The following is a 14,859-nucleotide window of genomic DNA, read 5'->3' as shown; positions in this document are numbered from 1 at the left end:
ACACGCGATGAATACTGAAGGACTCTCAGAAGTTGCCGTAAAAGACGCTCAGCCGGTGGTCGAGCCAGTGGTTGAAACCTCGCCGGAGCTCGAGCCCGTGCCCGTAGTGGCCGAGGCGCAACCGACGCCGGCCATTGTCATCCCCAACCTGGATGACAGCAGCCTGTACATTCACCGCGAACTCTCGCAACTGCAGTTCAATATCCGCGTGCTGGAACAGGCGCTGGACGAATCCTACCCGCTGCTGGAACGCCTGAAGTTCCTGCTGATCTTCTCCAGCAACCTGGACGAGTTCTTCGAGATCCGTGTCGCGGGTCTGAAGAAGCAGATCACCTTTGCCCGGGAACAGGCCGGTGCCGACGGCCTGCAACCGCACCAGGCCCTGGCCCGCATCAGCGAGCTGGTGCATGGTCATGTCGATCGCCAGTACGCGATCCTCAACGACATTCTGCTGCCGGAACTGGAGAAGCATCAGATTCGCTTCATCCGTCGCCGTCACTGGACCACCAAGCTCAAGACCTGGGTCCGGCGCTTCTTCCGCGACGAGATCGCGCCAATCATCACCCCCATCGGCCTCGACCCGACGCACCCGTTCCCGCTGCTGGTGAACAAGAGTCTGAACTTCATCGTCGAGCTGGAAGGCATCGATGCCTTCGGTCGCGATTCGGGCCTTGCGATCATCCCGGCGCCGCGTCTGTTGCCGCGCATCATCAAGGTTCCGGAAGAAGTCGGCGGCCCTGGCGACAACTATGTGTTCCTTTCGTCGATGATCCACGCCCACGCCGATGACCTGTTCCAGGGCATGAAGGTCAAAGGCTGCTATCAATTCCGCCTGACCCGTAACGCCGACCTGGCGGTGGACACCGAAGACGTCGAAGACCTGGCCCGCGCTCTGCGCGGCGAGTTGTTCTCCCGTCGCTACGGTGACGCGGTGCGTCTGGAAGTGGCCGACACCTGTCCGAAACATCTGTCGGACTACCTGCTCAAGCAGTTCAACCTGCACGAGACCGAGCTCTATCAGGTCAACGGTCCGGTGAACCTGACGCGGCTGTTCAGTATCACCGGCCTGGACAGTCATCCGGAGCTGCAATACACCCCGTTCACCCCGCAGATCCCCAAGCTGCTGCAGAACAGCGAGAATATCTTCAGCGTCATCAGCAAGCAGGACATCCTGCTGCTGCACCCGTTTGAGTCCTTCACCCCGGTGGTCGACCTGCTGCGCCAGGCCGCCAAGGACCCGCATGTGCTGGCGGTGCGCCAGACCCTGTACCGCAGTGGCGCCAACTCGGAGATCGTCGACGCCCTGGTGGACGCGGCGCGCAACGGCAAGGAAGTCACCGCGGTGATCGAACTGCGTGCGCGGTTTGACGAAGAGTCCAACCTGCAGATGGCCAGCCGCCTGCAAGCGGCCGGCGCGGTGGTGATCTACGGCGTGGTGGGCTTCAAGACCCACGCCAAGATGATGCTGATCCTGCGTCGCGAGGCCGGCGAGATCGTGCGCTATGCGCATTTGGGCACCGGTAACTACCACGCGGCCAACGCCCGCCTGTACACCGACTACAGCCTGCTGACCTCCGACGATGCCTTGTGCGAAGACGTCGGCAAACTGTTCAGTCAGCTGATCGGCATGGGCAAGACCCTGCGTATGAAGAAACTGCTGCATGCGCCGTTCACCCTGAAAAAGGGCATGCTCGACATGATCGCCCGGGAGACCCAGTTCGCCCTGGACGGCAAGCCGGCGCACATCATCGCCAAGTTCAACTCGCTGACTGATCCGAAAATCATCCGCGCGCTGTACAAGGCCAGCCAGTCCGGCGTGCGCATCGATCTGGTGGTGCGCGGCATGTGCTGCCTGCGTCCCGGGATCGCCGGGGTGTCGCACAACATCCATGTGCGCTCCATCATCGGTCGCTTCCTGGAACACACTCGGGTGTTCTACTTCCTCAACGGCGGCGAGGAGCAGATGTTCCTTTCCAGCGCCGACTGGATGGAGCGCAACCTCGACAAGCGGGTCGAGACTTGCTTCCCGGTGGAAGGCAAGAAGCTGATCCTGCGGGTCAAGAAAGAGCTGGAGAGTTATCTCACCGACAACACCCACAGCTGGAGCCTGCAGTCTGACGGCCGTTACATCCGCAACACGCCGACCGGCAACCAGAACCCGCGCAGTGCCCAGGCGACCTTGCTGGAGCGTCTTGGCAGCCCGGTGTTGCCGGTGCGCTAAGCGCCTCAAGCGTCGTAGCTAATAAAAAGGCCAGCCCGATCATCGGGCTGGCCTTTTTATTGTGGCTTGCAAGAGGCTGTAGGACTGGCTTGCCAGCGAAGGCGTCCCTGCGAGTGATACAAGGTTTCGCGGCCTCTTCGCCGGCAAGCCGGCTCCTACAGGTCCGTGGCAGGGTCAGCGAACGTTGAGCACGATGCCGACCCGGGTCAGCCATTCGGCTTCCAGGGCGAAGTCGGCCTGGGTCAGCTGGTTTTCATCCAGCCAGTGTTCCGGGAACTCCACATCCAGATGGTCGCCTTCGGCGCTCAGGCTCACCTGAGGCATCTGCTGGGTGCCACGGATGTGATGGAACAGGATGGCGAAGCGCAGCAGCACGCACAGGCGGATCAGCTTGATGCCGTCATCGCCGAACTCGGCGAACTTCTCCTTGGGAATGTTGCGGCGGTGGCCGCGCACCAGCAGCGCCAGCATCTGCTGGTCTTCTCGGGAGAAGCCGGCCAGGTCCGAGTGCTCGATCAGGTAGGCGCCATGCTTGTGGTAGTGGTAGTGAGCGATATCCAGCCCCACTTCGTGGACCTTGGCGGCCCAGCCCAGCAGCTCGCGCCAGACACCGTCCTCCAGGTCCCAGTCCGCCGCCACCTGGTCGAAGGCGCGCAGGGCCTTGCCTTCGACTCGCGAGGCTTGCTCCAGGTCCACGTGGTAGCGCTCCATCAGCGAGCTGAGGGTACGTTCACGGACGTCTTCGTGATGATGGCGGCCCAGCAGGTCGTAGAGCACGCCTTCACGCAGGGCGCCTTCGCAGTGGTCCATGCGCTGCAGTTCCAGGGCGTCGAAGATGGCTTCGAGAATCGCCAGGCCCGCCGGAAAGATCGCCCGCCGATCGGGCTTGATGCCTTCGAAGTCGATTTTCTCGGCATCCCCCAGCTTGAACAGCTTGCGCTTGAGCCAGGCCAGGCCTTCGGCGTTGACCTCGCCACTGCCCTGGCCGCCGGCCTTGAGGGCCAGACCGATGGCGCGGATGGTTCCGGAAGAGCCGATGGCTTCGTCCCAGGTCAGGCGATGCAGGGCATGCTCGATGCTCATGATCTCCAGCCGCGCGGCGGTGTAGGCCTGGGCGTAGCGGGCCGGGGTGATCTTGCCATCGCGGAAATAGCGCTGGGTGAAGCTGACACAGCCCATCTGCAGGCTTTCCCGCAGCAGGGGCTCGAAGCGCTGACCGATGATGAACTCGGTACTGCCGCCACCGATGTCGGCCACCAGGCGCTTGCCCGGGGTATCGGCGAGGGTGTGGGACACCCCGAGGTAGATCAGTCGGGCCTCTTCACGGCCGGAGATGACCTCCACCGGGTGGCCGAGGATCTCCTCGGCGCGGCGAATGAACTCGCCACGGTTGCGGGCTTCACGCAGGGCGTTGGTGCCGACGATGCGTACGGTGCCCGGCGGCATGCCGTTGATCAGTTGGGCGAAGCGCTTGAGGCAGTCGAGCCCGCGCTGCATGGATTCTTCGTTGAGCTGGCGTTCTTCGTTGATTCCGGCGGCCAGTTGAACCTTTTCACCGAGCCGCTCGAGAATGCGGATTTCACCGTTCCGGGCCTTGGCCACGACCATGTGAAAGCTGTTGGAGCCCAGATCGATCGCGGCGATCAGGGACAGATTCTTGGCTTGGGATTGGGGCATGGTTGGGGGTCTCGGTCGATAACCTCGCCATCCTGCCACGATCAACGGCTCGCGCCAACGCGCAGTGTCCAATGCGTTGATTCAACGCATAAAACCCTCGGCAGGCTGTGCTGTCGCTGTGCGCCGGCCAGCCGGCTCCTACGACACTGGAGCCTCAAGCCTGCTCGGTGCTGCCAATGAAGTTCGCCAGCTCGGCGGTCTGCGGATGAGCGAACAACTGCTTGGGATCTCCCACTTCATGCACCTTGCCCTGGTGCATGAACACCAGCTTGTCGCCCACTTCCCGGGCAAAGCGCATCTCATGGGTGACCATGATCAGGGTCATGCCGTCCCGGGCCAGCTGGCGCACCACGCTGAGCACTTCATTGACCAGTTCCGGGTCCAGGGCCGAGGTGATCTCATCGCACAACAGCACCTTGGGCGACATCGCCAGGGCTCGGGCAATGGCGACCCGTTGCTGCTGGCCGCCGGACAGTCGATCCGGAAACGCATCTAACTTCTCCGCCAGGCCAACCCTGGCCAGCATCTGCCGCGCCAGTTCGGCAGCCCGGGCCTTGGGCACCTTCTGCACCACTTGCGGGGCCAGCATCACGTTCTCGCCCACGGTCAGGTGAGGGAACAGGTTGAACTGCTGGAACACCATGCCGACCTTCTGTCGCAGGCTGCGCAGATCGGCGCGGGCGGCGTCCAGGTACTCGCCGTCGACCTCGATCACCCCGTCGTTGATCGACTCCAGGCCGTTGAGGGTGCGCAGCAGGGTGCTCTTGCCCGAGCCACTGCGACCGATGATTGCCACTACCTGGCCCTCCTCGATGCTCAGGTCGATGCCTTTGAGCACATGGTGCTCGCCGTAATATTTATGCAGGGCGGAGATTCTAAGCAGAGGCATGCAGTTTCCTTTCCAGGTAGCGCGCGCTGAGGGACAGGGGGTAGCAGAGCAGGAAGTAGCCGAGGGCCACCAGGCCGTAGACCATGAAGGGCTCGAAGGTGGCATTGGCCAACATGCCGCCGGTCTTGGTCAGCTCGGTGAAACCGATGATCGAGGTCACCGCGGTGCCTTTGACCACTTGCACCGAAAAACCCACGGTGGGTGCCACGGCGATACGCAGCGCTTGCGGCAGGATCACGTAGCGCAGCTGTTCATAGGGATTGAGCGCCAGGCTCGACGAGGCTTCCCACTGCCCGTGGGGGATCGACTCGACGCAACCGCGCCAGATCTCCGCCAGGTAGGCGCTGGTGAACAGGGTCAGGGCGATAGCGGCCGCCAGCCAGGGCGAGATATCCACACCCAGCAAGGCAATACCGAAGAACACCAGGAACAACTGCATCAACAGCGGTGTGCCCTGGAACAGTTCTATATAGGTGCGGGCGAAGGCGCGGGCAAAGGTCTTGTCGGAGATCCTCAGGGTCATGACCAGCAGGCCGATCAGGCCGCCGCCAACAAAGGCCACCAGGGACAGCAACAGGGTCCACTGCAGGCCGCTGAGCAGGTTGCGCAGGATGTCCCAGAAGGTGAAGTCGCTCATCGGCCGTTCCTCAGGATGTAGCGTTGGCCGAACCAGTTCAGTAGTTGGCGGATCAGCAGGGCCATGCACAGGTAGATCAGGGTGGTCAGGGCGTAGGTTTCAAAAGCGCGGAAGTTGCGCGACTGGATGAAGTTGGCGGCGAAGCTCAGCTCCTCGGTGGCGATCTGCGAGCACACCGCCGAGCCCAGCATGACGATGATGATCTGGCTGCACAGGGCCGGCCAGACCTTGCCCAGGGCCGGCAGCAGCACCACGTGCCGAAAGGCTTCGAAGCGGCTCATGGCCAGGGCTGCGGCGGCTTCCAGCTGGCCCTTGGGAATGGCCTGGATACCGGCGCGGATGATTTCTGTGGAGTAGGCGCCGAGGTTGATCACCATCGCCAGCACCGCCGCCTGCCACTCGGAGATCTGCAGGCCCAGGGATGGCAGGCCGAAGAAGATGAAAAACAACTGCACCAGGAACGGCGTGTTGCGGATCAGCTCGACGTAGACGCCGAAGATCGCCGCCAGGGGCTGGATCTTCCAGGCCCGCACCAGGGCCCCGGCTATCCCCAGGCTGACCCCCAGCAGGGTGCCTATGGCGGTCAACTCCAGGGTGAACAGGGCGCCGCGTAGCAGCAGGCCGGTATTTTCCAGCACCGGCAGGAAATCGAACTGATAAGCCATGCTCAAGCTCCGGGGCGCCGATCAGAGGTCAGCCGGCAGCGGCTCTTTGAGCCACAACTGGGAATTCTTCTCCAGGGCGCCGTCAGCCTTGGCGGCACTGAGGATCTGGTTGACCTTGTCCAGCAACTCCGGCTGGTTTTTGTTGACGCCGACGTAGACTGGGGAGTCCTTGAGCTTGATCTTCATCGCCGGGATGCGTTTCGGGTTGCGCTGGCTGATGGCGACCATCACCACGTTACCGCTGGCGATCAGGTCGACCTGGCCGGCGAGGTAGGCGGCGATGGTGGAGTTGTTGTCCTCGAAACGCTTGATGGTCGCGCCTTGTGGGGCCACGGCGCTCAGCTCGATGTCCTCGATGGCGCCTCGGGTGACGCTGATGGTCTTGCCCTTGAGGTCGTCAAGGCCGGCGATGGCCGCCTCGGGCGGGCCGAAGACTGCGAGGTAGAAGGGCGCGTAGGCTTTCGAGAAGTCGATGACCTTTTCCCGCTCCGGGTTCTTGCCGAGGCTGGAGATCACCAGATCCACCTTGCCGGTGGTGAGGAACGGAATGCGGTTGGTGCTGTTGACTGGGGTCAGCTCCAGCTTGACCTTGAGCTGCTCGGCCAGCAGGCGCGCGGTGTCGATGTCCAGGCCACGGGGCTGCATGTCCGGGCCTACCGAGCCGAAGGGCGGGAAGTCCTGAGGCACGGCGACCTTGAGGGTGCCGCGGGCCACCACGTCGTCCAGGGCATTGGCCTGGGCTGGGGCCTGGGCCAGCAGCAGGCTGGCAAACAGGGCAGAGAGCAGGGCGCTACAGCGTTTGGTCATGGCGAATCTCCGCAAATCGTGGGAAGTGGTTTCTGTGTGGCGACAGAGCACAGGCCATGCCAACACGCGGAAAAGGCCCTGGAAATAGGGGTTTTACTGGCTTTGGTCGGTCTTACTGGTCTGAACAGTTGTGTGTTTTTTCGCACTCGGATCGGGCATGGGGTCGTACCCTCGAACCCCCTTGGGGCACGACTTGCCGGGCTCGGCGAATAGCTTTACAAGGGAGCTTTTCCTGCACCGGCCAGCCTCAAGCCCATGAATTCGATTACCCGTGCCGTACCCGAAGTGGCGCTGCAAGCCATTCGCCAGTTGATCAGCGAGCAGGGTTTCGGCCCCGGTGATGCGCTGCCTTCGCAGCGGGATCTGGCGCTGCAGTTGGGGGTTAGTCGGGCGTCGCTGCGTGAGGCGCTGTCATCCTTGAGCGCGCTGGGGGTAATCAGTGTGCAGCCGGGCAAGGGAGTGTTCGTCCAGGCTCCCGAGGCAGCGGCAGCCGGTGCCGGCTTGAGTTGGCCGTTCGCCGCTCAGGCTTCGCCTGTGGATATCTTTCAGTTGCGCTATGCCCTGGAGGGGTTTGCCGCGGGGTTGGCGGCGGTGACCCTGACCGCCGATGAGCTGGATGCCCTGGAAGACAATGTCGAGGCCATGCGTCGCCAATTGCGGGTTGGGGATTTCGAGGCAGCGGCGCGGCTGGATTTCGAGTTCCACCAGAAGATCCTCCTGGCCAGTGGCAACCAGGCGATGTTGAGCATCCTCAGCACCAGCGCCGAGATCTTCCTGGAAAGTCAGAAACTACCGTTCATCCGACCCGAGCGGGCCATGGAGACTTGGCAGGAGCACCGCAAGATCCTCCGCGCACTGGCCCGGCACGCTTCGGGGGCGGCACAAAAGGCCATGCAGGAGCATGTGCGCAATGCCGCTCTGCGCACTGGAATCGCCTTTGTCACCCCCACATCTTCGTGAGCTGAGCTATACCCAAACTCATGGGGCACCATAGTTAGAGTTAATCATCTCCGGCTTCCTGAACGCGGGAAGGGCGGATATGATGGGCCACGTTTTTTTGCTTACAACCTGGAGAATTCCATGAGCAGCGATCTTATCAAACACGTCAGCGATGCCAGCTTCGAGGCCGACGTACTCAGAGCCGAAGGCGCTGTACTGGTCGACTACTGGGCTGAGTGGTGCGGCCCATGCAAAATGATCGCTCCGGTTCTGGACGAAATTGCTGAAACCTACAAAGGCAAACTGACCGTTGCCAAGCTGAACATCGACGAAAACTCGGAAACCCCGGCCAAGCATGGCGTGCGTGGTATCCCGACCCTGATGCTGTTCAAGAACGGCAACGTCGAAGCCACCAAGGTCGGCGCACTGTCCAAGTCGCAGTTGGCAGCGTTCCTCGACGCTAACATCTAAGCGTCGATTTTCAGTGCCCTGGAAAAGCCCCGCAAAACGCGGGGCTTTTTCGTAATTGAGGGCTAGACGCTCCGAAACTCAGGTGTTACATTCGGCCCCGCATTGGTTTCTCCAGTGCCCCCTGCAAGCCGTCGCCGACGCTCTCCTTTTCGAATAAGTACGCGATCCTGTCGCCTTCTCTGCGGCGCGGCCTCATTAAGCCAAAAGCTTAATTTCCCCCCTCTATAAATGATTACGTCATTCCTATATGAATCTGACTGAACTCAAGCAAAAGCCGATTACCGAACTGCTCGAATTGGCCGAACAGATGGGCATAGAAAATATGGCCCGTTCGCGCAAGCAGGACGTGATTTTCTCCCTGCTGAAAAAGCACGCGAAAAGCGGTGAGGAAATCTCCGGTGATGGCGTGCTGGAGATCCTCCAGGACGGCTTCGGCTTCCTCCGCTCCTCCGACGCCTCCTACCTGGCCGGCCCGGACGATATTTACGTCTCGCCAAGCCAGATCCGTCGCTTCAACTTGCGTACCGGTGACACCATCGTTGGCAAGATCCGCCCTCCGAAGGAAGGCGAGCGGTACTTCGCGCTGCTCAAGGTCGATACCATCAACTACGACCGTCCCGAGAACGCCAAGAACAAGATTCTGTTCGAGAACCTGACGCCGCTGTTCCCGACCGTGCGCATGAAGATGGAAGCCGGCAACGGTTCCACCGAAGACTTGACCGGTCGTGTCATCGACCTGTGCGCTCCGATCGGTAAAGGCCAGCGTGGTCTGATCGTTGCTCCGCCAAAGGCGGGCAAGACCATCATGCTGCAGAACATTGCTGCGAACATCACCCGCAACAACCCTGAAGTTCATCTGATCGTGTTGCTGATCGACGAGCGTCCGGAAGAAGTGACCGAGATGCAGCGCACTGTGCGCGGCGAAGTGGTTGCCTCCACCTTCGACGAGCCGCCAACCCGTCACGTGCAAGTGGCCGAGATGGTGATCGAGAAGGCCAAGCGTCTGGTCGAACACAAGAAGGATGTGGTGATCCTGCTGGACTCCATCACCCGTCTGGCCCGTGCCTACAACACCGTGATCCCGAGCTCCGGCAAGGTCCTGACTGGTGGTGTGGATGCCCACGCCCTGGAGAAACCGAAGCGTTTCTTCGGCGCCGCGCGGAACATCGAAGAAGGCGGCTCGCTGACCATCATCGCCACCGCGCTGGTTGAAACCGGCTCGAAGATGGACGAAGTGATCTACGAAGAGTTCAAGGGTACCGGCAACATGGAACTGCCCCTGGATCGCAAGATCGCTGAAAAGCGCGTCTTCCCGGCGATCAACATCAACCGCTCCGGCACCCGCCGTGAAGAGTTGCTGACGGCCGACGACGAGTTGCAGCGCATGTGGATCCTGCGCAAGCTTCTGCATCCTATGGATGAAGTCGCTGCCATCGAGTTCCTGGTCGACAAGCTGAAACAGACCAAGACCAACGATGAGTTCTTCCTGTCGATGAAACGCAAGTAAATCGATCAGGCCAGCAAGAGCCGGGGAAACCCGGCTTTTTGCTATCTGACATTCTCTATTCTGAACCTGTGGGTTCGGCGCTAAACTGCCTGCCCCGAATGCCACGGCGAAAACGAGGCTCACGCATGCAGTATCGCGACTTGCGCGACTTTATCAGCGGCCTGGAACAGCGCTCCGAACTCAAGCGCATCCAGGTTCCGGTGTCCCCAGTGCTGGAAATGACCGAGGTCTGCGATCGCACCTTGCGTGCCAAAGGCCCGGCCCTGTTGTTTGAAAACCCCACCGGTTATGACATCCCCGTGCTCGGAAACCTGTTCGGCACGCCCGAGCGCGTGGCCCTGGGCATGGGCGCCGAAGCCGTCAGCGAACTGCGCGAGATCGGCAAGCTGCTGGCCTTCCTCAAGGAGCCGGAGCCGCCCAAGGGCTTGAAGGATGCCTGGTCCAAGCTGCCGATCTTCCGCAAGATCATTTCCATGGCGCCCAAGGTGGTCAAGGATGCGGTCTGCCAGGAAGTGGTGATCGAAGGCGACGACGTCGACCTCGGCATGCTGCCGGTGCAGACCTGCTGGCCAGGCGACGTCGGTCCGCTGATCACTTGGGGCCTGACGGTGACCAAGGGGCCGAACAAGGACCGGCAAAACCTGGGCATCTATCGTCAGCAGGTAATCGGCCGCAACAAGGTGATCATGCGCTGGTTGAGCCATCGTGGCGGCGCCCTGGATTACCGCGAGTGGTGCGAGAAGCACCCGGGCCAGCCGTTCCCGGTGTCCGTGGCCCTGGGCGCGGACCCGGCAACTATCTTGGGCGCCGTGACCCCGGTGCCGGACAGCCTCTCCGAATACGCTTTCGCCGGCCTGCTGCGGGGCAACCGCACTGAGCTGGTGAAGTGCCGTGGCAACGACCTGCAAGTCCCGGCCACCGCCGAAATCATCCTTGAAGGGGTGATCCATCCCGGCGAGATGGCCGACGAAGGCCCGTACGGCGACCACACTGGCTACTACAACGAAGTCGACAGCTTCCCGGTGTTCACCGTGGAGCGCATCACCCATCGCATCAAGCCGATCTATCACAGCACCTACACCGGCCGGCCGCCGGATGAGCCAGCGATTCTCGGCGTGGCGCTGAACGAAGTCTTCGTGCCGATCCTGCAGAAGCAGTTCCCGGAAATCACCGACTTCTACCTGCCGCCAGAAGGCTGCTCGTACCGCATGGCGGTGGTGACCATGAAGAAGCAGTACCCGGGCCACGCCAAGCGGGTAATGCTGGGTGTCTGGTCGTTTTTGCGACAGTTCATGTACACCAAGTTCGTTATCGTCACCGACGACGATATCAATGCCCGGGACTGGAACGATGTGATCTGGGCCATCACCACGCGCATGGACCCCAAGCGCGATACGGTGATGATCGACAACACCCCGATCGACTACCTCGACTTCGCCTCGCCGGTGTCCGGCCTGGGCTCGAAGATGGGGCTCGATGCCACCCACAAGTGGCCCGGAGAAACCACCCGAGAGTGGGGCCGGGTCATCGTCAAGGATGAGGCGGTCACCCGCCGGATCGATGCCATCTGGAATCAGTTAGGAATAGATTGATGCGTGTAACCTTGCAGCCCTCCGGAGCGGTGCTTGAGACGCTGCCCGGCGAGCGGATTCTCGATGCGGCGCGGCGCCTGGGCTATGAATGCCCGCAGAGCTGCCGCAATGGCAACTGTCACGTGTGCGCGGCCCTGCTGGTGGAGGGCAGTGTGCAGCAAGCCGGCGATGTGCGTGATCATGGTGAGTTCTACACTTGCATTGCAGAGCCGCTGGAAGACTGCATTGTGCTGTGGGATGGCGTCCTTGCGCTGGGAGAGTTGCCGGTGCGCAGCTTGTCGTGTCAGCTCACTGAGTGCCTTGAGGTCGGCGGCGATGTCTGGCGGGTCAGGCTGCGGGCGCCGGCCGGCAAGCCACCCCGCTATCATGCGGGCCAGTACCTGATGCTGGAGCGGGATAACGGCGAGAAGTCGGCCTTCTCCCTGGCTTCAGCGCCCCATTGCGGACGTGATCTGGAGCTGCATGTGCTGGTGCGCGAAAACAGTGCGCAGAGCTTGATGGAGCAGTTGCAGCGCAACCGCATGGCTCGGGTCGAATTGCCTTTTGGCGACACTCACCTGGCCGAGTTGCCGCAGGGCCCGCTGGTGCTGATCGCTGCCGGTACCGGTATGGCGCAGATGCACAGCCTGATCGAGCACTGCCGGGCCAAAGGCTTCAAGTATCCGGTGCACCTGTATTGGGGCGTACGCCGGCCGGAAGATTTCTATCAGTTGGAACACTGGGATGAGTGGCAGCAACTGCCCAATCTCTATCTGCACAAGGTGGTCAGCGACCTGTGCGGTTGGGAGGGGCGCTGCGGCATGCTGCATGAGGCGGTTTGCGAGGACATCACCGACCTGTCGCCGGTGCATGTCTACGCCAGCGGCTCGCCAGCCATGATCTACGCCACCCTGGACGCTCTGGTGAATGCCGGGATGGATGCCCATCAGATGCGTGCGGACGTATTCGCCTACGCCCCGCGGCCCTGACTGCATCGGGTCCGTGCCCTTCGTTATAACTCTGTATATAGCCCATCGGTATTTATCTAATTAAATAAATGCCGGTAGGTTATATATAAGCCTTCAACTTGAGTGCTGCTCTAGTGGCACTTAACTTGCCTTGAAACTTATGTGTCTTGTAGTTACTGCCAAGCGTTCTATTAAGTAACTTCTTTTACGCGGGGAGCCGAACGCTATTCGCCATGACAGCCCTTGAATCCAGTTATCTGAATCTGGCTTACCCTCCGCGGCTCGATCTGGGGCCGCAGCTGACCCACGAACAACTTCTCAGCTCCATGCAGTCCACCATGGCCCGGCACAAGGGCGGCCCGGTCTGGCTGTTCGCCTACGGTTCATTGATCTGGCGCCCGGAGTGTTCGGCGGTCGAGCGCATGCGTGGCCGGGTGCATGGTTATCATCGCGGTCTGTACCTGTGGTCCCACGAGCATCGCGGCACGCCTGAACTGCCGGGGCTGGTGTTTGGCCTGGATCGTGGCGGTTCCTGCAGCGGCTTCGCCTACCGGCTGCCGGAGGAGCATCTGGATGCCTCGTTGTATGCCCTGTGGCAGCGTGAAATGCCTTATCCCTCTTACCGTCCGCACTGGCTCAACTGCCGTCTCGAGGATGGCAGTCAGGTCCAGGCCTTGGGTTTTGTGCTGGAGCGGCACCTGCCCAGCTATGCCGGCAATCTGCCGGATCATGTACTGAGCCAGGTGTTCGAAAGCGCTTGCGGGCGTTATGGCACCACCCGCGATTATGTTGAACAGACCATTCAAGCCCTGCGCAGCCACGCCATGCCGGATCGCAACCTGGAGGCACGGCTCAAGCGCTGCAAGGGTGTTGTGGCCTATTGACGGAAGCTGGCCTCAGCGGACCTGCACCACGACTTTGCCCACCGCTTTGCGCTGACCCAGATCATCGATGGCCCGGGCGGCTGCCGTCAGAGGATAAACCTGGGACACCAGCGGCTTGAGCTTGCCCGCGGCGAACCATTCGAACAACTGCTGGAAATTGGCCGCGTTGTCCTGAGGCTGGCGCTGAGCGAAGGAACCCCAGAACACCCCCACCACCGCCGCGCCCTTGAGCAGCGCCAAGTTCACCGGCAATTCGGGAATGCGTCCGCTGGCAAAGCCCACCACCAGCAAGCGGCCATTCCAGGCAATGGAGCGGATGGCCTGGTCGAACAGATCACCGCCCACCGGATCGTAGATCACGTCGGCGCCGTTGCCATCGGTCAGGCGCTTGATCTCGTCCTTCAGGTTGCTTTCGCTGTAGTTGATCAGCTCATCGGCACCGGCGGCCTTGGCCACGGCGAGCTTTTCTGCGCTGCTGGCGGCGGCGATCACCCGGGCGCCCATGGCCTTGCCGATTTCCACCGCCGCCAGCCCGACCCCGCCCGAGGCACCGAGCACCAGCAGGGTCTCACCGGGCTGCAGGTTGCCCCGTTGCCTGAGGGCGTGCATCGAGGTGCCGTAGGTCATGCTGAAGGCGGCAGCGGTGTTGAAGTCCATGGCGGCGGGAATCGGCAATACGTTGTAGCCCGGCACCGCCACCTGTTCGGCAAAACTGCCCCAGCCGGTCAGGGCCATGACCCGATCGCCGACCTTGAGATGGCTGACTTTCTCGCCCACTGCGCTGATGACACCGGCCGCTTCGCCGCCCGGGGAGAAGGGGAAGGGTGGCTTGAACTGGTATTTGCCCTCGATGATCAGGGTGTCCGGAAAATTCACCCCTGCGGCATGCACGTCCAGCAGGACCTCGTTCTTCTTCGGCACGGGACTTGCGACCTCTTCCAGCACCAGCGTTTCGGCGGGGCCGAAGGCTTTGCACAGCACGGCTTTCATCAGGGCTATTCCTTTGGGAGTGGTGGCCGATAAGTGTAGGAGTGTGAATCAGGCGGTCAACGAGCATGCCCGGCCCTGATGGGCAGCCATAAGCTTGTGCTTGGGCTCAGGCGGGCGGGCCTTTATGCTAGGCCGCAAACCGGATTAAGGAGCGAATTGTGAAAGCGTGGATCATGTTGCTGCTGGCCCTCTCCCTGCCGATGGCAGCCGGGGCTGAAGAGGCTAAAGAAGGCGAAGCACCGAAAGTCAGTTACATCAGCCTGAGCCCGCCCTTTGTCGGTAACTACGGCCTGGATGGCGGCCCCAAGCTCAAGGTCTACAAGGCTGACGTGGCCCTGCGGGTGACCGGCGACGCTTCGGCCCAGGCGGTCAAGGCCAATGAGCCGCTGATCCGCAACCAGTTGGTGGCGCTGTTTGCCCAGCAGACCGTCGACACCATGAACAACGTCGAGGCCAAGGAAAAGCTGCGCCAGGAAGCCCTCAAGCAGGTGCAGCAAGTCATGAATGACGAAACCGGCAAGCCGGTGGTGGAAGACCTGTTGTTCAACAACCTGATCATCCAGTAACGCTCAGCTGTTGGAGCTGGCTGGCCAGCGAAGGCGCCCGAGAGGGCGACGTGGGGCTTGAGGGCCC

General features: G+C 61.7%; 14 protein-coding genes. 8 read left to right on the top strand and 6 right to left on the bottom strand.

Annotation, left to right across the window (positions count from 1 at the left end; translation table 11 throughout):
- The first annotated feature begins 7 nt into the window (after positions 1-7).
- Positions 8-2,221 (top strand): polyphosphate kinase 1, encoded by a 2,214-nt coding sequence (ppk1, locus tag KHO49_RS15440; RefSeq protein WP_102881246.1) that lies wholly within the window; start codon positions 8-10, stop codon positions 2,219-2,221.
- A gap of 174 nt (positions 2,222-2,395) precedes the next feature.
- Here the strand turns inward: ppk1 and ppx are convergent, their stop codons facing one another.
- The 5 genes from ppx to KHO49_RS15415 all read right to left on the bottom strand — a co-directional run bounded on the left by ppx (position 2,396) and on the right by KHO49_RS15415 (position 6,896).
- Positions 2,396-3,898 carry an exopolyphosphatase gene (ppx, locus tag KHO49_RS15435; RefSeq protein ID WP_110652928.1) on the bottom strand — a complete coding sequence of 501 codons (1,503 nt, stop codon included), beginning with the start codon at positions 3,896-3,898 and terminating at the stop codon, positions 2,396-2,398.
- Between the two features lie 154 nt (positions 3,899-4,052).
- A complete protein-coding gene (locus KHO49_RS15430) occupies positions 4,053-4,787 on the bottom strand; it encodes an amino acid ABC transporter ATP-binding protein (RefSeq protein ID WP_213665231.1) in 735 nt (244 codons plus the stop codon).
- Positions 4,774-5,424 carry an amino acid ABC transporter permease gene (locus KHO49_RS15425; RefSeq protein ID WP_102881244.1) on the bottom strand — a complete coding sequence of 217 codons (651 nt, stop codon included), beginning with the start codon at positions 5,422-5,424 and terminating at the stop codon, positions 4,774-4,776. Before KHO49_RS15425 ends, KHO49_RS15430 begins: the two co-directional genes overlap by 14 nt.
- Complete coding sequence (locus KHO49_RS15420) at positions 5,421-6,089, bottom strand: amino acid ABC transporter permease (protein WP_213665230.1); 669 nt, start codon at positions 6,087-6,089, stop codon at positions 5,421-5,423. The genes KHO49_RS15425 and KHO49_RS15420 overlap by 4 nt, the downstream gene beginning before the upstream one ends.
- Positions 6,090-6,110: 21 nt before the next feature.
- A complete protein-coding gene (locus KHO49_RS15415) occupies positions 6,111-6,896 on the bottom strand; it encodes a transporter substrate-binding domain-containing protein (protein ID WP_102862198.1) in 786 nt (261 codons plus the stop codon).
- Between the two features lie 255 nt (positions 6,897-7,151).
- Here KHO49_RS15415 and KHO49_RS15410 point away from each other — a divergent pair, with 255 nt between their 5' ends.
- The 6 genes from KHO49_RS15410 to KHO49_RS15385 all read left to right on the top strand — a co-directional run bounded on the left by KHO49_RS15410 (position 7,152) and on the right by KHO49_RS15385 (position 13,236).
- The gene (locus tag KHO49_RS15410; protein ID WP_110652930.1) at positions 7,152-7,856 is read left to right on the top strand and encodes a FadR/GntR family transcriptional regulator; all 705 of its coding nucleotides are present in this window, start codon (positions 7,152-7,154) and stop codon (positions 7,854-7,856) included.
- Positions 7,857-7,976: 120 nt separating this feature from the next.
- Positions 7,977-8,306 carry a thioredoxin TrxA gene (gene trxA, locus KHO49_RS15405; RefSeq protein WP_102881241.1) on the top strand — a complete coding sequence of 110 codons (330 nt, stop codon included), beginning with the start codon at positions 7,977-7,979 and terminating at the stop codon, positions 8,304-8,306.
- Between the two features lie 247 nt (positions 8,307-8,553).
- Positions 8,554-9,813 (top strand): transcription termination factor Rho, encoded by a 1,260-nt coding sequence (gene rho / locus KHO49_RS15400; protein ID WP_017125454.1) that lies wholly within the window; start codon positions 8,554-8,556, stop codon positions 9,811-9,813.
- 125 nt (positions 9,814-9,938) lie between these two features.
- Positions 9,939-11,405 carry a 4-hydroxy-3-polyprenylbenzoate decarboxylase gene (gene ubiD, locus KHO49_RS15395; protein ID WP_011064155.1) on the top strand — a complete coding sequence of 489 codons (1,467 nt, stop codon included), beginning with the start codon at positions 9,939-9,941 and terminating at the stop codon, positions 11,403-11,405.
- Positions 11,405-12,373 (top strand): CDP-6-deoxy-delta-3,4-glucoseen reductase, encoded by a 969-nt coding sequence (locus KHO49_RS15390; protein WP_213665229.1) that lies wholly within the window; start codon positions 11,405-11,407, stop codon positions 12,371-12,373. The genes ubiD and KHO49_RS15390 overlap by 1 nt, the downstream gene beginning before the upstream one ends.
- A gap of 212 nt (positions 12,374-12,585) precedes the next feature.
- Complete coding sequence (locus KHO49_RS15385; RefSeq protein WP_102881240.1) at positions 12,586-13,236, top strand: gamma-glutamylcyclotransferase; 651 nt, start codon at positions 12,586-12,588, stop codon at positions 13,234-13,236.
- Positions 13,237-13,248: 12 nt separating this feature from the next.
- Here the strand turns inward: KHO49_RS15385 and KHO49_RS15380 are convergent, their stop codons facing one another.
- Positions 13,249-14,226, bottom strand: coding sequence for an NADPH:quinone oxidoreductase family protein (locus tag KHO49_RS15380; protein ID WP_102881239.1), 978 nt, complete (start codon positions 14,224-14,226; stop codon positions 13,249-13,251).
- Between the two features lie 158 nt (positions 14,227-14,384).
- On the opposite strand from KHO49_RS15380, the gene KHO49_RS15375 reads away from it, so the two are divergent.
- Entirely contained in the window at positions 14,385-14,792 is a 408-nt protein-coding gene (locus KHO49_RS15375; RefSeq protein ID WP_102862193.1) for a flagellar basal body-associated protein FliL, read from the top strand.
- Positions 14,793-14,859 lie beyond the last annotated feature (67 nt).

The sequence above is a fragment of the Pseudomonas sp. RC4D1 genome (assembly GCF_018390395.1).
GTDB lineage: Bacteria > Pseudomonadota > Gammaproteobacteria > Pseudomonadales > Pseudomonadaceae > Aquipseudomonas > Aquipseudomonas danubii.
The sequence above is the reverse complement of the archived record's forward strand: the minus strand, read 5'-3'. Positions and strand labels throughout refer to the sequence as shown.